General features: G+C 70.9%; 15 protein-coding genes and 1 tRNA gene. 5 read left to right on the top strand and 11 right to left on the bottom strand.

All coding sequences use genetic code 11. The annotated features are described in order from the left end of the window. Positions 1–556: 556 nt before the first annotated feature. The 3 genes from DSM104299_RS27215 to DSM104299_RS27205 all read left to right on the top strand — a co-directional run bounded on the left by DSM104299_RS27215 (position 557) and on the right by DSM104299_RS27205 (position 2,774). On the top strand, positions 557–1,726 hold the full coding sequence (locus tag DSM104299_RS27215; protein ID WP_272474816.1) for a GNAT family N-acetyltransferase: 1,170 nt from the start codon (positions 557–559) through the stop codon (positions 1,724–1,726). A 3-nt stretch (positions 1,727–1,729) separates the two neighbouring features. Then, the gene (locus DSM104299_RS27210; protein WP_272474815.1) at positions 1,730–2,167 is read left to right on the top strand and encodes a hypothetical protein; all 438 of its coding nucleotides are present in this window, start codon (positions 1,730–1,732) and stop codon (positions 2,165–2,167) included. 199 nt (positions 2,168–2,366) lie between these two features. Beyond that, positions 2,367–2,774 carry a hypothetical protein gene (locus DSM104299_RS27205; protein ID WP_272474814.1) on the top strand — a complete coding sequence of 136 codons (408 nt, stop codon included), beginning with the start codon at positions 2,367–2,369 and terminating at the stop codon, positions 2,772–2,774. 63 nt (positions 2,775–2,837) lie between these two features. Here the strand turns inward: DSM104299_RS27205 and DSM104299_RS27200 are convergent, their stop codons facing one another. The 7 genes from DSM104299_RS27200 to DSM104299_RS27170 all read right to left on the bottom strand — a co-directional run bounded on the left by DSM104299_RS27200 (position 2,838) and on the right by DSM104299_RS27170 (position 11,031). Continuing rightward, positions 2,838–3,788, bottom strand: coding sequence for a LysR family transcriptional regulator (locus DSM104299_RS27200; RefSeq protein ID WP_272474813.1), 951 nt, complete (start codon positions 3,786–3,788; stop codon positions 2,838–2,840). Between the two features lie 38 nt (positions 3,789–3,826). Then, the gene (locus DSM104299_RS27195) at positions 3,827–4,807 is read right to left on the bottom strand and encodes a LysR family transcriptional regulator (protein WP_272474812.1); all 981 of its coding nucleotides are present in this window, start codon (positions 4,805–4,807) and stop codon (positions 3,827–3,829) included. A gap of 77 nt (positions 4,808–4,884) precedes the next feature. Further along, on the bottom strand, positions 4,885–7,827 hold the full coding sequence (locus DSM104299_RS27190) for a LuxR family transcriptional regulator (RefSeq protein WP_272474811.1): 2,943 nt from the start codon (positions 7,825–7,827) through the stop codon (positions 4,885–4,887). Between the two features lie 176 nt (positions 7,828–8,003). Continuing rightward, positions 8,004–9,038 (bottom strand): Nickel transporter NicT, encoded by a 1,035-nt coding sequence (nicT, locus tag DSM104299_RS27185; protein WP_272474810.1) that lies wholly within the window; start codon positions 9,036–9,038, stop codon positions 8,004–8,006. Between the two features lie 86 nt (positions 9,039–9,124). Continuing rightward, complete coding sequence (locus DSM104299_RS27180) at positions 9,125–9,406, bottom strand: Sec-independent protein translocase subunit TatA/TatB (RefSeq protein ID WP_272474809.1); 282 nt, start codon at positions 9,404–9,406, stop codon at positions 9,125–9,127. Between the two features lie 33 nt (positions 9,407–9,439). Further along, positions 9,440–10,489, bottom strand: coding sequence for a DUF4331 family protein (locus tag DSM104299_RS27175; protein WP_272474808.1), 1,050 nt, complete (start codon positions 10,487–10,489; stop codon positions 9,440–9,442). An 11-nt stretch (positions 10,490–10,500) separates the two neighbouring features. Then, the gene (locus DSM104299_RS27170; protein WP_272474807.1) at positions 10,501–11,031 is read right to left on the bottom strand and encodes a hypothetical protein; all 531 of its coding nucleotides are present in this window, start codon (positions 11,029–11,031) and stop codon (positions 10,501–10,503) included. Positions 11,032–11,436: 405 nt separating this feature from the next. Between DSM104299_RS27170 and DSM104299_RS27165 the strand changes: the two genes are divergently transcribed. After that, positions 11,437–11,784, top strand: a complete 348-nt coding sequence (locus DSM104299_RS27165) for an HNH endonuclease (RefSeq protein WP_272474806.1) — start codon at positions 11,437–11,439, stop codon at positions 11,782–11,784. A gap of 156 nt (positions 11,785–11,940) precedes the next feature. Here DSM104299_RS27165 and DSM104299_RS27160 read toward each other — a convergent pair. Then, positions 11,941–12,013, bottom strand: a tRNA-Phe gene (locus DSM104299_RS27160). An 87-nt stretch (positions 12,014–12,100) separates the two neighbouring features. Here DSM104299_RS27160 and DSM104299_RS27155 point away from each other — a divergent pair. Next, a complete protein-coding gene (locus DSM104299_RS27155) occupies positions 12,101–13,615 on the top strand; it encodes a hypothetical protein (RefSeq protein WP_272474805.1) in 1,515 nt (504 codons plus the stop codon). A gap of 25 nt (positions 13,616–13,640) precedes the next feature. Here DSM104299_RS27155 and DSM104299_RS27150 read toward each other — a convergent pair whose 3' ends face one another. The 3 genes from DSM104299_RS27150 to DSM104299_RS27140 all read right to left on the bottom strand — a co-directional run bounded on the left by DSM104299_RS27150 (position 13,641) and on the right by DSM104299_RS27140 (position 19,627). Continuing rightward, positions 13,641–16,160 (bottom strand): penicillin acylase family protein, encoded by a 2,520-nt coding sequence (locus DSM104299_RS27150; RefSeq protein ID WP_272474804.1) that lies wholly within the window; start codon positions 16,158–16,160, stop codon positions 13,641–13,643. Between the two features lie 107 nt (positions 16,161–16,267). After that, entirely contained in the window at positions 16,268–17,251 is a 984-nt protein-coding gene (locus tag DSM104299_RS27145) for a M23 family metallopeptidase (RefSeq protein WP_272474803.1), read from the bottom strand. 84 nt (positions 17,252–17,335) lie between these two features. After that, positions 17,336–19,627 (bottom strand): DEAD/DEAH box helicase, encoded by a 2,292-nt coding sequence (locus DSM104299_RS27140; protein ID WP_272474802.1) that lies wholly within the window; start codon positions 19,625–19,627, stop codon positions 17,336–17,338. Positions 19,628–19,657: the final 30 nt, after the last annotated feature.

The raw sequence follows: 19,657 nt of genomic DNA, 5'->3' as shown, positions 1-19,657 counted from the left end.
CGGGTTCAGGCCAAAGAAAAAGGCGCTTTGCGGGCAATAGCAAGGCTATCCCGACCGCTGTACGAACGTCACCGGCTAATGGGCTACCGCGCCTGAAACCCGGCGAATCGGAGGCAAATGCGTTCGTGGTGTCCTACGCGTTGTTCTACGTGATCGGCAAGACCTATGGGTTGCGCGTGAGCCCGCAGGAGGAGAACGCCGGGCTGGGACATCTCCTCTGCAGGACGCACCTCGGGGTGTCCGTGCCCGCCCTGGAGGCCGGGCCGACGTGTGTCGCCGCGTCGATGATGCCTGGCGGGGGCGTGGCGGAGCAACGATCTGCATGATCGCCCGGCGACGCGCGTACTACGGTGCGCGATCTCGCCACTCGGCACTCTCGAGGATCGGAAGCCTATGAGCCGCACGCGCCGTCAGCCTTTCATGATCAACTTCGGCGCTGACCGGCGGAACCTGCCACATGCCCGCTGGCACACCGTCTGACCGCGAGCCGCGTGCGCCCCGCATCGGCTGTGGGAGGCGGTATGACCATCGTCCGCGAGATGGCGTCGTCTGAGCGATGGGCCTCGAAGTGACGGTCGTTGCGGGGTTGGCCAGCCGCGCGTGGAAGTCCCTCTCGGCCCGGCCCGGCACCCTGCCGTTTCAGTCGTATGACTGGTGCAGGACTTGGACGGCCCGCGTGGCCGACTCGGCTGGGGCGCTGCCGATGGTCTTGGAAGTCGGCGATTCGACGAGGATCTACGGCGTGGCTCCGCTGATGGTGACCGAGACGCCGGCGTTGGAACGCGTCGTGCACTGGCTCGGCTGGCCAGACTCCGAGTACGGAGATGTCCTCTGTGATCCAGAGTACGACCCATGGGCGATGTCGGTGGCGGTGCTGAACTTCCTGAGAGCGGGGCTCGGTCACGCGTGGGACCGCGTGGATCTGCGCACTGCGCCGTGGTCGCCGCTGCTCGACGTCGGTCACGCACAAGGGACGTGGAGCATCGAGGAGGCCGGTGGTTGCGTGATCACCGCGCTCGACGACGCGGCGCGTCTGGACTCGCTGCTCGCGAGCAAGGAATACGCGCGCAAGGCACGGCGGCTCGAGCGGCTCGGACCGTTGAAGCTCCGCGTCGAGCAGAATCCCGCGCGCATCACCGCCGCCATGGAGAGATTGCTCGAGCTCCATGCGCAGGAGTGGGCCTGGCGCGCGGGCACCGCCGGGGTCCTGGATCGCCCCGGCATGGCGGACTTCCATCGCGATCTCGCGATGGTCATGGGCGCTCGGGGACATCTGGTGATGGCGGAGCTGTGCACGGGCGAGAGGGTCATCTGCTCCTACTGTGGCCTTCGCGTCGGCAAGTCGTTCTTCGGCTGGCGCACGGGCTTCGACCCCCAGCTGGCCGACTACTCCCCCGGGCAGATCATGTACCGGCGGCTCTTGCCCGCCCTCGCCGAGATGGGCGTTGAGGACTTCGACTGGGGGATCACGCCCCTGTCGTACAAGGACGTGTTCGCGACCAGCTTCCGGTCCGTCTACCAGCTCGGTGTGACCCTGCCGGACGACGACGCCGGCCAGTCGCTGGCCACCGGTCGCATTTCCGCGGCGGCTGGCTCACGAACCGCGGAAGCCGGGCGTATATGCGTTCGCTTGATCGCCGCGAGCACGGGTTGGCGTTGGCGCACGGCCGAGACGCACTTACCGTCGACAGCGATCCCCATCCCGTCCTCCAACCCATGGACCTGAGACATGAAGCTAGCGCTCTCCACCGCCGTGAAGATGACCGGCCTTCTAGCCCTTCCCCTGGTGATGCTGTCAACCGTCGGCAGTGACGTCGCGATGGCGGGCGACCGCACAGCCACCGACTTCTACTGCTACTGCGGAGCCAACACCGCCTACCTCCGCGCGGCCGTGCGATTCGAGGACTATGGCGAACACGTCTACGTCAAGGACGAGCTGCGGGACTACGACTCGATCTACGCCACCGTCTACGACGCGACGACGGGCGCCTATGAGGGCGAGGCCGTCAGCAGCACTGCAGGGGTGTGGGGTCCGGATGGCAACTTCGAAATCGCGGAAGGTCATCGCGTCCGCATCAACGTCTATATGCACGACCCCACACATCAGTTGCCAGACAAGTACCTGGGATACGTGAAGCGAGCGGACGGCCAGCTCCCGCGGGCCTGATGCCTTCCGGCCAGGTCCAGGCAGTCGCGGGTTCAGGTCCCGTCGCCCACCTCTCAGACGAAGCCTCGCGTTTGCGGGCCTCCGTCGTTTCGCGGGGTTCGGTTCGTTGCCGCCGCACGTGGATTGATCGCGCGCGCCGGTCAGCGTGGGCAGAGGTTCGCATTGTGGCGGGCGAGGGCCGGACCTAGCGTTTGCCGTCATGCACCGGACCCGGAAGATGAAGTACTTGGTCGCGGCGACGGCGTGCGCCGTCGCCGCCGTGACGATGATCGCCACGCCCGCGATGGCCAAGACCTACAAGTGGTACACGGAGAAGGGCCAGAACGGCAAGCGGGGCGCGAGCGTCAAGTTCAACAGCAAGACGGGCGTGACGACGGTCTGCGACACCGCCGCCGACGACTTCGAGGCCGCGCTGTGGATCGAGACGGCGAAGGGCAAGCAGATGCACGACCCGCAGGTCGACACGGGCGCCAACAACGGCTGCAACCGGCTCCAGCTGCGCTACTCCCCGGGCAAGCTCTACCGCTTCCATCTCTGCATGGCGCAGCCGACCGGCCTGATGGTGAACTGCACGACGTGGCATTACGTCCGGACGCCGAGGCCCTGAGCCGGCACGAGGTGACCCGCCCGCGCTGTGCGTCGACCGGTCCGCCAGGTCGTACAGCATGAACTACGCCGGGAGCCCGGCGCGCGATCGCTCGAGCTCCCACGCGATGCCCGCCGCCTGCTGCTCGCAGATCGGCCGCGCGGCGGCCGCGAACGCGTCCGCGGCCGGCGACGGCTCCCGATCGCGGCACCATGCGAGCGCGATCGTCCGTGGTGGCGGCCCGTCGGCCAGCGGCACGACGACGGTGTCCGGATGCGATGCGTCGACGGCCAGGTATGGGGCGAGCGCGACGCCCATGCCGTGGGCGACGAGACCCTGAACGGTCGCGTTGTGGCCGCTGGTGAACGCAACGGTGTGCTCAACGCTCTGGTTGGCTAACCAGCGCTGTACGAGGCTCTGCGCGCGCCAACCGCTGAACGCGATCAGCGGCTGCTCGGCGATGTCCGCGGGCGTCGCGGGACGCTCGAGCGTGGACAGCGGCGACCCGGCGGCGACGACGAGGACGATCGGGTCGTCGATCAGCGACATGGCTTCGAACGGGCCGTCGGGCAAGGGCAGCTCGCAGAACGTGAGGTCCAACGTGCCCTCCTGCAGCATCGCGAGCAGCGCGGTGTCCGCCATGTGCTCGGTGGGGGCAACCGAGACTCCGGTCGAGCGCTGGGCGAACGTCGCCAGCACCTGGGGCAGGACGTGGGTCGCGACGCTCTGCAGCAGCCCGACGCGCAGCGTCCCGATCCGGCCCGCGGCCAATAGGGAGAGCTCGACGCTCGTTTGCTCGTAGCGCGCGAGGATCTCCTCGGTATGGGCGAGCAGCAGGCTCCCGGCGTCCGTCAACGCCAGTGGGCCGTTCCCGCGCCGCCGGTCGATCAGCCGCGTGCCCACGAGCCGCTCGAGTGAGGCCAGCTGCTGGCTGACCGCCGACTGCACGTAGCCCAGCGCGTCCGCCGCGCCGCGGAACGAGCCCTCGCGAGCGATCGCGGCGAGCGCCTCGAGGTGGCGGATCTCGACGCTCATCCAACGGTCGCGGACGTTGCCGTCACCCGTACGGAGACTCATGCGGTCACCGCCACGGCGGGCTCCGGTGGGTTTCCGAACCGGCGCTCGGGCCGCCGCGCCGCGCCGGCCGCGACCACCGCGACCACCGCGGTCACCAGCGCCTCGACCCCGGCGATCAGCCGGCGGTCGGCGTGCCAGTACAGCCCGACTCGGCGGGGCGGGACGAGATGGCCGAGGTCGATCACCACGACGCGGTGGTCCCCGTCGTCCACCGCCATGCGCGGCAGGAGCGCCGCGCCGATGTTGGCGGCCACGAGCGCCTGCACTCCGGCGGTCATCTCGGCGTGCAGGACCGCCGGCGGCACGAGGCCCGTCGCCCGCATGCGGGCCTCGATCAGCGCGAGGGTCGGCCATCCGCGGTCCGCGATGAGCGATACGCGTGAGAGATCCTCCAACGTGGGAGGCTCCGGCCGGCGCGCCAGCATCGAATCGGCCCGCGCGAGGAGGACGACGGGATCCTCGAGCACGCAGCGTGCGGCGAACAGGCCCGGGTCCGCGGGCATGTCGCCCAGCGCGACGTCCAGCGTCCCGTGGAGGACGGCGTCGCGGTGCTCCCGGTCGTCACCGTCGTCACACACCTCCACGGTGATCCCAGGCACCGTCCTGGCGAGCCTGCCCAGCGCGGGCAGCAGTAGGGCGCTCGCCGCGCGGTCCGCGACGCCGATTCGCAACGCCGCGCCAGGCCGTTCACGCGCACGCAGATCCGCGGCCACCGCGTCGAGATGGGCCACGATGGCGATCGCGTGCGGGACCAGCGCAGCGCCGGTGGAAGTGAGCTGCACGGTGGTGGCGGTTCCCCCGCGGCTGCGGTCGATGAGCGGCGTGCCGACGACGCGCTCCAGCTGGGCGATCTGCTGGCGGACCGCCGACTGCACGCAGCCTCGACGATCCGCCGCGCGCTTGAACGATCCCTCCTCGGCGACTGCGGTGAGCGCGGCAAGGTGGCGCGGCTCGACCCCGATCAAGCCATGGAGCATGGCCGCGATGCTTCCACGTGCGCCCGGGCGGCACCATCAGGAGAAACCCTGAGTCTGCGATGGGGTTCCCGGCTGCCTCAGCCGGCGTCGGCCAACGGGCCTTCGAGCGCCATGATGCGGGCGACGCCGACACGCGACGAGACGCCGAGCTTCCCAAACGTGTTGCGCAGGTGGGTCTCAACGGTCTTCGTGCTCAGGAACAGCTCGGCGGCGATGTCGCGGTTGCTGAGCCCAAGCAACACGAGCCGCGCGACGTCCCGCTCGCGGGCGCTGAGTGACGCCGCGCCGGCCATTCCCCGCGTGAAGCGCCCGGCGCCGCGGCTGACACGCCGTCCGAGAGCGCGCAGCTCGCGCGCGACGCGGTCGCGATCGCGATCGGCACCGCACCGTGCGAGTGTGCCGTGCGCGGTCTCCAGCAGCGTGATCGCGCCGTCGGGCTGGCCTGCGGCGACCAGCGCCCGGCCGGCCATGAGCTCGGCGCGGGCCCCCTGGAGGACGAACCCGGCATCACGGTAGAGCGACGCCGCCTGGCTTGCCGCGACCGCAGCCGCGTCCGCGGTCGACCGGGACAGGAGGACCGCGGCCTCGGCGCGGCGCACCGCGGCGGTGGCCTGCGGCACGGAGCGGACGACCGCCGAGCGCTGCGCCTCCACGAGCCACGCCGCGGCCCGCCCTGGCTCCCCGAGCGCGATCTCGGCGTCGACCAGCAGGGCGTACCCCGCCGGCCGCAGGTGCGCGCCGATGCGCTCGACGCGGGATGCGGCGAGCAGGCGCTCCCTCGCCGCCGCCGGCTCGCCCAGGCTCAGCAGCGCCTCGGCCAGCCAGATCGCGACCACGTCGTCCCAGCGCGCCGTCGGCGTCTCGGCGTACGCGCGCAACGCCTCGTCCGCCGTCCGGACCGCAGCCTCGCAGTCGCCCTTGCGCAGGGCCACCACGCACCGTGCCGCCGCCGCGAGCACCCGCGGCCGGGCCCCGCCGATCAGGTCGGCCAGGCGCTCGGTGTCGTCCGCGGCACGCGCGGCCTCGTCCAGACGACCCAACGCGGCGTAGATGCGACTGCGCATCGCTCCGAAGAACAGCAGGTGCAGCTCATGGCGGCGCGAGCGCGCGAGCGCCTCACCCCGCTCGACGTGGCGGATCGCCACACGCGGACGGCCGAGCCCCAGCTCGAGCCGGCCGAGGAGGAGCAGCACGGTGTCGCGGTCGGCCAGCTCCGACGCCGGTGTCGCCACGACGATGCCCGTCGCGACCTCGGCATGCCGCTCGGCGGCGCTCGGTCCGTCGCCGTGCTCGAGCTCGTAGAGCCCGAGCATCGCGTCGACCAGCGCCGACTCGACGCCCTTCTGGTGCGGGCCGGTGGTCTGCAGCAGCTCCAGCATCGGCTCCGGCTCGTCGACGAGCCAGTGATGGAAGGCCAGCTCCAACCGCAGCAGCTCGGCGCCGTCGCCGACGGCCTCGAGCTGCAGCGCGGCACGCAGCAAGTCGGTGACCGTCGAACGGTCGCCCGCGATGTGCTCCCAGCCCGCGATCGCCTGCACCACGTCGGGACGCCGAGCTGCGCTCTCGGGCGTGAGCAGCCCGAGAAGCTCGTCGACCGCGGTACGGCACTCGCTGATGCGCCCGGCCTTGCCGAGCGCATCGACCAGGAGCGCCAGCAGGTCGATGCGCTGCTCGACGTCGTCGCGGTGGGTGAGCCGCAGCGCCGAGAGGAGCCAGCGCGCGGCGGCGGTCGGAGCGCTGGAGGCCAGCTCGCGGCCGGCGCGGCCCAGGATGGAGGCGGCCTGGCGATCCCCTGGGCGCGCCGCCCGCTCGACATGGTGGGCGATGAGCGCGACCGGCACGCCGCGGTCGAGGAACGCCTCGGCCGCGCGAGCGTGCGCCGCGACGCGCCACGCCTCGCTGGACCACTCGTACACGGCGTGGCGCACGATCGGGTGGCGGAACACGAACCGCTCGCCGACGGTGAAGCCGCCGAGCGCGGTGGGGGTCGGCGCCGACCGCACCAGGTGGAGCTCTCGCAGCGCGTCCAGGGCGGCAGCGCTCTCGGCGGCGCCGAGCTCGGCGACGCGCGCGGCGAGGTCGAGATCGAACGGCTCCCACGCCACGGCGGCGCCCTGGGCCAAGCGCCGAGCGGCGGGCGGAAGGGCGTCGAGCTCGTCGGCGATCGCGAAGCGCACCGCGGCGGGGATCGTGAGCGCACCGAGCTGCGCACCGTCGCCTGATGTTCGGGCCTCGGGCACGGTCTCATGGGCGACGTGCGCCAGCTCCAGCAGGTAGAACGGGTTGCCCCCGCAGAGCTCGCGCAGGCGTGGGACGAGGGATGCCGCGGAGCCGGCTCCCGCTTGGAGCAACTCGTCGACGGCCGCGTCGGCGAGGGGCCCCAGCTCGATGGGGACACGGCGGTAGCCGCCGTCGGCCATGGCGATCGCCGCCTGCATCTCTGGCGTCGCTGACCCCGGCCGGTACGCCAGGACCACGAGCTGCGGCCCTTCCGGCGCACGACGGAGCACGTGGCGCACGATGGCGACCGACTCGTCGTCGGCGGCGTGAAGATCGTCCACGACGAGCGCCACCGGCCTCTCGGCCGACAGGACATCGAGCAGGCTGCGCACGGCGTGCCGCAGCCCCGACGAGCCGGCGCCATGCACCGGGCCCGATACGTCGAGGCGCGCGCCGAGCGACGGGATCACGAGCGCCAGGCGCGACAGGACACCGGCTGGGATCGTCGCGAGCCGAACGTCGTCGATGGCGGCGAAGAACGGATCGAGCATGTCGATGAGCAGCCCGAACGGCACGTCGCGCTCGTATTCCACGCCGCGCCCGCGCAGCACGGTCCAGCCCATGGCAGCGGTGCGGCCGAGAGCGGCGTGCACGAGCCGCGACTTCCCGATGCCGGGCTCGCCTGAGATCGACACCACCGCGCTGGCCCCGGCGACCACCTCATCGAGCACGTCGTCGATCGCAGCGAGCTCGACCTCTCGTCCGACCAGCCGGTACTCCCACACGGTCGCTCCCCCCACGGCGTCCTGGAGACTAGCTCGCCACTCCAGTCGCGTCGTGGCCGCGGCGGGGTCCGACCCACGTCCCGATCGGCTCTGGTCATCGCGCTGACCGGGATCCGTCATCGGCCCGGCGATCGCAGGAGCTCGGGGATGGGGTGGACCTCAGTGGTGGTTCTCGGCGCCCGCGTCGAGGCTCATGGCGTCTCGAGGTGCGCCGACCAGCGTTCTTCGATGCGCCCGAGCCGCCAGACGGCGAGCGCGACGGCCCAGGTCAGGACGAACAGCGCGACGATGAAGTAGCCGACGACGTTGAGATCGACGCCGGCGGCCAGGTCCCAGACGCCGCCGCGGAGCCTGAAGCGCTCGGCCAGCACCGACAGCAGCTCGACGCTGCCGACGATCAGCGCGACACCCACCGACAACCCGGTGATGGCGATGTTGTAGTAGATCTTTCGCACCGGCGTGGAGAACGCCCAGCCGTAGGCGAAGTTCATGAACGCCCCGTCGATCGTGTCCAACAGCGTCATGCCGGCGGCGAAGAGGATCGGGAGGCACAGGATCGCGTAGAACGGCAGGCCGGCGGTGGCCGCTCCGGCGGCCAGGAACAGCAGCACGACCTCCGTCGCCGTATCGAAGCCGAGGCCGAACAGCATCCCCAGCGGGTACATGTGCCACGGCTTCGCGATGGCGCGCGTCGAGCGTCCGTAGAGGCGGTTGAGCAGCCCGCGGCCGTTGAGCTGGGCCTCCAGCTGTCGCTCCTCGACGTGGCCCGAGCGCATCCGCCGGAACAGCTTGACGACGTTGATCAAGAGCAGCAGGTTGAGCACGCCGATCAGCAGCAGGAACGCTCCGGACACGCTGGGGCCGATCAGGCTGGTCACGGCGTGCAGAGTTGAGTCGTCGTTCTGCACCGAGCCGCTGAGCCCGCGAGCCCCGACCGAGAACGCGAGCGCGAGCAGGAACACGATGGTCGAGTGGCCGAGCGCGAAGAAGAAGCCGACGCTCAAGGGGCGCTGGCCGTTGGCCATCAACTTGCGCGTGGTGTTGTCGATGGCCCCGATGTGGTCGGCGTCGAAAGCGTGACGCAGCCCGAGCGTGTAGGCGGTCATGCCCAGGCCCAGCCCGAAGACGTTGCCGTTGCCGAGGCTCAGGTTCTGTGGGATCACCAGGACGAGCAGGACGAAGAAGCCAACGGCGTGCAGGCCGATGACGACCAGCGCCAGGCTCATGGCCCGGCGCCACTCTGCCGGGGTCAACACCGACCGCGCTCGGTCCCAGCGCGAGACCGTTGCGCGGTGAGCGGACGAGGTCGCCATCAGGCCGACGCGGCAGCCTGCGGCGGGCGTTCGGGCTCGTCGCCCGCCGAGGCCGCCTGGGGGTGGCGTCCGTCGGCGGGCGACGCGGCGGTTGCGGCGCGCGCAACCCCGGGAACGTCTGTGCCTGCGGGATCGCGGACCGCGCGCGGCTCCGCGTCCTCGTGTCCGCGGAGTCCCTCTTTGAACTCGCGCATGCCGCGGCCGATGCCGCGTCCGGCTTCCGGCAACCGCTTGGGGCCGAGGACGAGCAACGCGATCACGAGGACGATCACGAGCTCCATAGGTCCGATGCTCGGCATCGTGTCTCCTTTGGGTCAGCCGCCGGCGATCGGATCGCTCAGGTAGGGGAACGCCGTGAGCAGCTGGCCGGTCGCGTCGCTTGCGTCCAGGCCCATCTCGACGTGCCGGTTGAGCACGACCTCGAAGATGGCTTCGATGGACTGCTCGGTCAGGCCTCTGCCGTTCTGATCGCGCGGGCCGGCTGGCACGAGCGGGCCGTAGCCGGCGGTCGTGCCGGGGTTGTACGTCAGAACATCCGGGAAGACCGTGTTGGCCACGTACCTGCCGTACGCCGCCGCGGTCGGCTTGCCATAGGCCCCCTGGCTGTAGGTGCCCATGGCCGCCACGACGGCGGTCGTCTCGTCGCGCACCTGCTCCCAGACCCCGGTCTTGTTGTTCTTGGCATCCAGCTGCTCCTTGGGCGTGGTCCCGTTGTAGGAGGTCGCGGCCGAGCCGTGGGCGAAGTCGTACAAGACGCCGATGAGCGGGTTTGCGGCGTGCTGGGCCTGATGCCAGACGCCGCTCTCGTCCTTGAGCGACGAGTTCCCCCAGAAGCCCAGCTTGTGGCCGCCCGTGATGGCGGTTGGCACCTCGACGACGATCGAGCTAACGTTGCTCTGGCCGAAGGCGTTCTGGGACGTGTTGGGATCGAGTGAGTCGACGTCCGCGGCGGTGCCCGTGCTCAGCGCTCCCTTGATCGCCACGAGCCAGCGTGGGTCGATGTAGAACGGCTCGCCGCGCTCGCCGACGAAGACCTTGACCCCGTTGGAGCAGACGACGGTCGTGCCGACGCTGCCGGTGGCCAGGAGCGTGCCCACGGCGTAGCGGTCACGCGCCTGGTTGCCCGTCAGCATCTCGAGCCTGAAGTGCTGTGGGTCGGGCACCGTCACGCGGAACGTGATGTCCTCGACGTAATCGAGGGGCGTGCTGGTGTCGAGCTTGAGCTCGTACATCCCGGCCGGGTTGAAGCCGGTGGTCTGATTCGGAGCGACGTTGAGGACCATCACCGTGCTCTTGGTGCCGCCGAAGCAGAAGACGTCGGTGATGTCCAGCGTCGGATCGCTGTAGTCAAGATGGTGCGACATGTCCGGGCTCCTCAGCTGACCGGGTTGTGTGAGAGCGGCTGGAGTGAGAGGTGGTAGAAGCTCCCCATGAACGGGAAGTGCTTCGCGGCGCCCCACTCCGCCCAGTACCAGAGGTAGGGGAAGCGCTCGGCGTCCCACTTGACGCGATCGACCTTGCCGTTGGCGTGGACGAGCTCGTAGCGGCCTCGATCGAACCCGGTCAGGACCGCCATCAACGACGGCGCGCCGGGCTTGGGCACGACCGACGCGTCGACCCTGGTGCCGTCGGCCGCCGGCAGATGCGGCCAGGCGAGCGGCTTCGGCGCAACCCGTGTGCGGTTCTCGAACCAGCCCTCGACCGCGACCGCCTGGATGCCGCTGGGCAGCTTGAGCCGAGCGCCGGGCGTCAGCCAGGGCGCGTTGAAGCGCCGCACGGCGCCCCGGGTGATCTTCTCCGTGGCGGCCGCGGCCGCCGCCGGTTGACCGAGGCCGGCTCCGCCGCCGCCGAGGTCGGCGAGCCCGTGAAGCGAGGCGATTACCGGCACGGTCGCCAGGCCGGCCAAGCCGGCCGACAGGATCCCGCGTCGGGTCACATCTCCGCCGTGGAGGCCAGCGCGTGCGGCAATGGAACCGTCGTCAAACTGATACGTACTACTCATCAATCCTCCAACTCCTGTGGCTTGGTCGAGTGCATACTGGAGCCGTTCGCCGTCGCGCGCAATTCGGTTCGGTGCTGTGGGTCGAGCGACTTCCGCATCGCGACGGCTACGGCCGCTCCTGTAACGGGAACCGCAAGTCCATGCCGGGAGTGGTCAGAGATGGGTGCCGTTACACCGCGAACGACAGGGGTGGCGACGGATCGCCGCCCCTGTTCCCCGGCCTCTGGGATTTGGTCGGTGTCGTGACGGCGATGCGGGCGTCGATCGACAGCGTGGTTCGCTGACGACCCCGACGCGCTGGCCGCCGCGGTGGAGCGCATCACGGCCAGCGCCGATGGACTGACGGTGGTGCTGCCGCCCGAGGAGGGCGAGGCGTCCGCAGTAAAGGGGCGCATCGTGTTCCGCGAGCATCGAGCCCGCGAGCGCGACCCGCGCGTCGCGCGGGCCAAGGAGGACGCGGTCCTCAAGGCCACCGGCCGGCTCGCCTGCGAGGCCTGCGACCTGGACTTCGCCGAGCGCTACGGCGAGCTCGGCGAAGGCTTCATCGAATGCCACCACACCGTCCCACCCGGCCAGCGGTCGGAGCGCGTCACGAACCTGTCGGACCTAGCCCTGCTCTGCCCCAGCTGCCACCGCATGGTCCAGCGCGCCCATTGACCGATCGCGGAGCTGCGCGCGCGCCTCGCTGAGAGCGTTTCACGGCGCCCATTAGGCCATGATCAGGCCATGGAATCCGGAAGTAGCGCGTAGGCGCTCAGTTTCGGCGCCGTCGCGGCAAAGAAAAAGGCGCCGATTTGCGGCGCCTTTCGGGCATGGCGAGTCCCGGACTCGAACCGGGGACACCACGATTTTCAGTCGTGTGCTCTACCAACTGAGCTAACTCGCCGTGGCGCGGAAGGGTAGCGCGAGGGGTAGGGTCGTTGCCGTGTCGTCGTGGCGGTGGGTGGTCGTTGGTGGGGGGATCGTCGCCGTGGTGGTGGTTGTCGCCGTCGTGCTCCTCGGAGGCGGTGGCGAGGACAAGGGCGCCGCGGTCGCCGACCCGCTCGCGGAGGCGTTGAGCTTCGCTCCGGCGAGTGCGCCGGCGGTCGCGCAGTTCGACGTCCAGTCCTCCTCGCCGCAGGGTCGCAGGCTCCGGGAGCTCGCCCGCACGTTCCCGGCCGCGCGGTTCGCGGCGGACGGTGTCCGGGAGTCGGTCCGGACGCTCGGCCTCGACGCCGACCAGGACCTCCCGGACCTGCTCGGCGGGCCGCTCGTCGCCTGGGGCCCGCCGGACGCGATCACGAGCCTGGCCGCGTCGATCTCCTCGCTGCGCCTCGAGCTCGCGCCGGTGCTGAAGGCGGGCGTGACGGCAGCGGTCGTGGGCCGCTCCGCCGACGACGTCGAGGCGACGCTCGAACGCGCCGCCGACGACGGTCGGCTCAAGAAGACGACTTCCAACACCTACACCTTGCCAGCCAACGCCGGCGTGATCGGCGTGAAGGGTCCGGACGTGGTGCTCGGCGCCAATCACCAAACCGTCGCCGCCGCCTTCCGGCTCCACGACAACAAGGGCGGCCTGACTCGCGCGACCTTCGACCAGCGCCTCGGCCCGCTCGCCAAGGAGCCGGCGCTCGTCCGGGCCTGGACGAACGCCCGCGCCATCGTGGCGAGCAGCGCCGCCGGCGTGCCCTGGGTCGACGCGCTGCGCGGCGGCGCGCTGACGCTGGCGATCGAGAAGCCGGGCGTCCACCTCAAGGTCCACCTCGCCACCGACCCGGCGCACCTGACCGACCAGGACCTCCCGCTCGCGCCCGGTCCGCAGCCGCCCCGCCCCGCGCCCGGCCCGCGCCCCATCCACGCCGGCATTCGCGGCCTCGCGCAGACCATCAAGGTCCTCGACGCGGCACGCAACGACCTCAAGCTGCCGTTCCTGAAGTCCATCACCAACGCCCTCGACACGCTCGACTCCGTCAAGGGCCCGCTGAAGACGTTCGGCCGCATCGACGTCGACGACGCGCTGATCGACCAGCTCACCGGCACGACCACGATCACGCCCGAGCCCCGGCCGAACACCCTCGCCCTCCGCGCCGAGCTCGAGGACGGCGGCCCGCTCCGCACGGCCCTCGATCGCATCGCCGCCGTTCCCGACTTCGCGTTGGACCTCGCCAACGTCGACCTCGACGTCGACCGCGACGGCGACGCCTACGCCATCACCAGCAACGGCAAGGCCATCCTGAAGGCCGCCGTCCTGGGCAACACCCTCGTGGTGACCAACGACCTCACGGCCGACCTCCAGGCGATCGCCGACCGCAGGCCGACGACGGTCGCCGCGCGCGGCGCCCTCGAGCTCCACGCCGACGACCAGGCCGTCCAGGACGAGGTCATCCGCCGCTTCGACCTCCCCGGCCTCGCCCGCCTCGTGCTCGGGGGCTTCGGGGACCTCGACGCGACCGCTGAGGCGAGCCGCGCCGGCACCGACCTCGACGCCACGCTCACCCTGAACGAGTGAGCGTGGCGTAAGGCCGATACATCAACTACTGCCCGAAGGCCATCACCTGATGGATGCCCGTGGGCTTGTTGGTGTACTGCATCTGGAACAGCGGGAGCGGCGAGAACTGGATCGTCGCCGCCTTCTCGGTCCACTTGCTCACGTCGCTGCCCTGCTTGGCCGTGATCGACTTCGACGCGCCGTCGATCGCCGCCCACAGCTCCTTCGAGCACCGCGAGACGGAGCCGTCACCGCAATACCTGATGTTGTACTTGCCCTTGACCTTCTGCCCCAACATGGTGCGCAGGTCCTTGCCCATGTACTGGTGCCAGCCGCTGTACTGGCCGCCCGGCGGGAGGTCGAACCGGGAGATCCGGCCCTCCAGCCCCTTGCACAACGAGGTGCCGAGGCGGTCGCACAGGCCAGCGTCGGTGATCTTCTTCCACGCCGTGTCGAGGATGACCGCGCCGGGCTGGTCGACGTTGCCGTCGAGGTTGCGGTCGACGCGCGAGCCGCCAGCGGCGTACCACTTCTGCAGCTCCGCAACCGCGACGGTGGCGCCCGCCGACGGCGACTTGCCGCGCGCGAGCATCGCCTTGAGCGTCGGCCAGAGCTGCGTGATGCGGACGTCCTCGGTGGCCGCCGCGTTGGCCGAGGCCAGCACGTTGGGCAGCGTCGCCTTGCCGTACCGCGACAACTCGCTCTTGAGCATGTCGACGCGCTGGATCCCGCCCTCGTTGCCGAAGCGGTCGTCGCCGGCCGGGAAGTCCGCCGCCGGCTTGTTGTTCCAGTTGACGATGTAGCCGCTGGCCGGGTCGATGACCTGCGGGTGCTTGGACGCGGCCAGCTCGCCCTTCCACTCGTACTTGCCCTGGCCGTCGACCGGCAGGTCGCCGTTGACGCCCTTGGGCCGCAGCGGCAGCGCGCCCGCCGTGTAGAACGCCGACTCCGTCGCGCTCGCGTAGAACGAGTTGAAGGTCTGCGGCGTCTTGGCCGCGGCCTTCACGAAGTCCTTCGCGCTGTGCACGCGACCGTAGGTCAGGTCCTGGTTGAACAGCTGGTCGACCGTCTCACGCCCGTAGGACGAGCGCTTCTGCGACAGGGCCACCGTCTTGCCCGTCTTCTCGTCCTTGGCGTAGCCGATGACCGGCCCGTGCACCGTGCGGTAGAAGACGGCCTTCACCTTCGACGCGCCCTTGGCGATCGTCCCGGCGTCGACCTTCTCCATGACCTTGCACTTGCCCTTCCACACGTACTTGGTCTTGGACCCGCCGCACAGCTTCTCGGCGTACGTGTCGATGATGTCGGCGCCGGCCGAGGTGAGCGACCACGCGTAGTCGGCGCCGTGGCCGATCAGCATGTAGCCCGGGAACGGGGCGGACGTGACGCCCTCGACGTTGAACGACGGCGACTTGAGCTGCATCTCCATCGTCAGGCCGGGGTAGTTGAAGCCGATCTGCGGGCCGCCGACGAACAGCGGCTTGCCGGTCGCGGACTTCGACCCGCTGACGATCAGGATGTTCGACGCCAGCTGGCGCTTGCCGACCGATGCGGCGGAGGCCTTGGCCGCCTTCGCGCCCGGCAGCGTGATGAACGAGTTCTTGAACGTCCCGCTCTTCAGCCGCACCATGCCGGACGGCTTCGCGACGCTCACGTCCGTCTGGTTCGGGAACGACTTGGTCGTCGTGACGCTCGCCTCGGGATCGTTGCGCGCCCGCAGGTCCGCGAACGCCCCGTCGCCCTTCTTGGACCCCAACTTGCCGCGGAGCGAGTCCAGGAACAGCGCGTTGTCGACCTCCTGGCCGCCACCCTCGCCCAGGAACTGCGACTTGATCGCGTTCAACGCGTAGATGTCGGTCCGGGTGAACTTCGGCGTCGTCGGCGACGTCTTGGCGTAGTAGGCGTTGATGCCCGCCAGGTACGTGTCGATGTCGTCGAGCAGCTGCTTGCCCTGCGCACCCTGCGCCTGGATCGACTTCGTCTGCAGGTCGGTGGCCTGCTTGATGACCTTGGCCGACGGCGTGTAGTTGTACAACCCGAGGACCAGGTTGATGGCCGGGACGCCCGGCAGGTCGATCAGGCCCGCGACGCCGTTGTAGCGCGCCTGGGTGAGCAGCAGCCCCTGGTCGGTGGCGACCGCCCAGCCGGCGCCGAAGACGGCGCCCGCGTCGGTGCCGGAGTAGATGTGCGGCACGCCGTAGCGGTCGCGCTGGATCGTCGCGCTGACGGCGCCGGCCGTCGGCGACGTCCCGCCGACGTTCTCGGTCGTCACGAACGACGGGTCGTTCTGCGGCAGCAGCGCGGCCGACTTGTAGTAGCCGGTGCCGTCGGTGCTCGGCTTGAGCACGTTCTCGTCGATGTCGCGGAACAGCGGCGTGATCCGGTCGTACATCTTGGCCTGCGTGTCGGCGGGCAGGATGCCGGGCGCGGTGGCCCACGGCACGCCGGGGGTCTCGTTGCCGTGTGGGACGACGTTCAGCGTCGTGTCGGCCACTGCCGACGCCGCTGGGGTGATGAAGGCCGCGGCGGACAACGCCGTGGCCAGGATGGCGCGCCTGGGGAGCACGTGTGGGGACCCTCCTCCGGATCTTGGGACTCGCTGACAGTAGCTGACAACCTGTCAACTCGGGCCACATGCGCCGCTGCGGCGCACGGTCCCGGAGTGCGGCGCGCCTACTTGTCCCAGGCCTGGAGCTGCGCGAGCGGGTCGATCGGGGTCGACGCCTTGTCGCGCCGCCAGCCGCCGAGCCAGATCTCGAAGTGCAGGTGCGGGCCGGTCGCGTCGCCGGTGTGGCCGACGCGGCAGAGCTGCTGGCCGACCGCCACGGCCTGGCCGACCGTCACCGCGATCGTGTCCTGCTGGCAGTGGGCGAAGAACAACGAGCGGCCGTCGGCGGCGTCCAGCGTGAGGTAGAAGCCGGCGGCCGAGGCCTGGTAGTCGCGGGCGACGATCGTCCCGGCCAGCGGCGCGACGACCGGCGTTCCCTCGGCGGCCAGGACGTCCTGGCCCTCGTGGGTGTGGCCGGCGCGGCCGGCGCCGAAGCCGTCGCCGTAGGTGTGCGCGCCGGCGACGGGGAAGACGCCGTCGTTGGTGATGCCCGGGTCGGCGGGCGCGACGACCGGCGGGGCGACGACGGGCGGCGTCGCCGGCGGCGCGGGCTTGGGCTTGACGGTCAGGGGCGCCTTGCCGGACGCCGACGCGCGGCGCAGCAGCTGGCCGCCGGCCGGGCCGGACGCGTGCAGGGAGACGAGGTAGCGCCCGGGCTTGAGCGCGACCGACGACGGCCACGACGGGTGCAGGAGCCGCGCGGTGCGCACGCGCCCCAGCTCGACGACCGCGACCGTCCCGTTGCCGTGGACCGGCCGAAAGACGACGCGCGCGGTGACGGACCTCACGCCGCGCTGGTCGATCCGGACCGCGAACCGCGGCGCGGTGCCCGCCACGATCGTGTGGCGTCCGATCCGGAACGTCGTCGCGACCGGGTGCGCGGCGGACGGCCGCCCGTTGGGCTGGCCGAACTCGGCGCCGCCGGAGCGGGGCTCGCTCGGCGTCGACGCGGCGCCGACGGAGGCATGGGCGGGAGCGGCGGCGAACGCGGGCAGCGCGACGCCGAGCGCGACGGCGCCCGGCAGGAGGAGGGAACGAACGGCCCGCACACCACAGACGGTCGACCCGGTCAACCCGCGATTGTGCCCCGCAAGCGCCCTTGCGCAGGTTCGCGCGCCCCAGCCGCAGCTTCGCTACCGATCCAGCATGCGCCGCAACATCTCTTTCGCCCCGTCCTTGGCCAGCGGGTCGTTGAGGTTGCCGCACTTGGGCGACTGCACGCACGACGGGCAGCCGGACTGGCACTTGCACTCGCTGATCAGCCGGTAGGCGTCGGCGACGAGGCGCTCGAAGCCGGTGAAGCCCTGCTGGGTGATGCCGACGCCGCCGGGGTGGCCGTCGTAGATGAAGATCGTGGGGCCGCCCGTCTGCGGGTGCAGGTTGGTGGACAACCCGCCGATGTCCCAGCGGTCGCACATCGCCAGCAGCGGCAGGACGGCGATCTGGGCGTGCTCGACCGCGTGCAACGTCCCCAACAACAGCTCCAGCGGGAAGTCCTCGGCCAGCAGCGACGGGTCCAGCTCGTACCAGAGCGCCTGCGTCGAGAACGTGGTCTCGGGCAGGTCGAGCACGTTGAGGTCGAGCGGCTCGTGGTCGGGCAGCCGCTTGCGCTGGTAGGCGATGACGGTCTCCGACACGCTGACCATCCCGAACGACAGCGTCACGCCCATCGTGTCGCGCCGGTCGAGCAGGCGCTCGATGTAGGTGTCGGTCTCCTTCTTGGGCTGGGTGTACCAGTTGCCCGTGAACGGCTCGACCAGCGCGCGCCGACCCTGGAGGTCCAGCTCGCCGACCGAGTACGAGCGCCCCATGTGCAGGTAGACCGCACCGTCGTGGACCGTCGAGAACGCGCGCGCGGCGTCGACCGACCCAAGGACTTCACCCTGCTGGACGTCCACGACGGCGAACGCGTCGGGGGAGCCGGAGCGCAGCGACACGCGCGCGGCCGGGTAGTCCTCGGGCCGGCGCAGCGAGAAGCCGTTCGCGCGCTCGACCATCTCGCCAAGGCCTACAAGATGCTCGCAGTGCGCGCGCAGGCGCGGGCCGAAGAAGTGGTCGTCGCGCTCGGGGACGATCGGCCACTCGTGCGCGGCGCAGAGCAGATGCGGGTCGTGGATCTGCTCGTTCTCGTAGTTGACGATCGCCGACTCGACGGGCCGGTCGAGGAACTCGTCGGGGTGGCGGCAGAAGAACTGGTCCAGCGCGTCCTCGCCGGCGACGTACACGGCCAGCCCGCGGCCTCGGCGGCCCGCCCGGCCCCACATCTGCTTGAGCGACGCGACAGTCCCCGGGAAGGTGACGACGACCGCCGCGTCCAGCGCGCCGATGTCGATGCCCAGCTCCAGCGCGTCGGTCGTGACGACCGCCAGGAGGTCGCCGCTCACCAACCGCGCCTCCAGCTCCCGGCGCTGCTGCGGCGTGTAGCCCGCGCGATAGGGCGCGACGCGGTCGCGCAAAGCCGGATGCGCGTCGGCGAGCTGGTCGGCGACGAGCTTGGCCACCAGCTCGACGCCCTTGCGCGACTTGACGAAGCAGATCGTCCGCGCGCCCTTGACCACCAGCTCGGTGACCATGTCCGCCGCCTCGCCCAGCGCGCTGCGCCGCGTCTGCAGCGCCTCGTCGGTGACCGGCGGGTTCCACATCGCGATCTGGCGCGCCGCGCCCGGCGAGCCGTCGCGCTCGATGTGCGCGAAGCCGTCGATGCCCGTCAGGCCTTCGGCGAGCTCGACCGGGTTGGCGATCGTCGCGCTGGCCAGCAGGATCAGCGGCTCCTCGCCGGAGTAGGCGACCGTGGCGCGGCGCAGCCGGCGCAGCACGTTGCCGACGTGCGAGCCGAAGACCCCGCGGTACACATGGGCCTCGTCGACGACGACGACCTGCAGGTTCTTGAAGAAGTCGCCCCAGCTCCGACTGTGGTTGGGGAGGATCCCCATGTGCAACATGTCGGGGTTGGTGAGGATCAGGTTGGCGCGCTTGCGAATCGCGGCGCGCTCCTCCCGCTTGGTGTCGCCGTCGTAGATCGCCGGCCGCACGCTGCGCCCGAGCCGCAGCGACGCGATCGCGCGCAGCTGGTCCTGGGCGAGCGCCTTGGTGGGGTAGAGGTAGAGCGCGCGCGCCGTCGGGACGCTGCACAGCGTCTGCAGCGCCGGCAGGTTGAAGCACAACGACTTGCCCGACGCGGTCCCGGTCGTCACGACGAACGGCCCGTCCTGCGCGGCCTCGACGGCGGCGGCCTGGTGGCTGTACAGCGACTCGATGCCGGCGCCGTGCAGCCCGCGCAGGAGCGTCGCGTTGAGGCCGTCGGGCAGCGGCGCCACGTCCGGCGCCCGCGCGCCCTCGAACGCCTGGCGGACCAGCCGCTCGTCCTCACGCCCCTCCGCGAGGAGCGCCGCCCATGGCTCCTGCGACGCGCCGACCGCGCCCACTAGATGGCCGCTGCGGGATCGACCGTGGTC

The sequence above is a fragment of the Baekduia alba genome (assembly GCF_028416635.1).
Lineage (GTDB): Bacteria > Actinomycetota > Thermoleophilia > Solirubrobacterales > Solirubrobacteraceae > Baekduia > Baekduia alba.
This window is presented reverse-complemented; position numbering and strand designations above follow the sequence as displayed.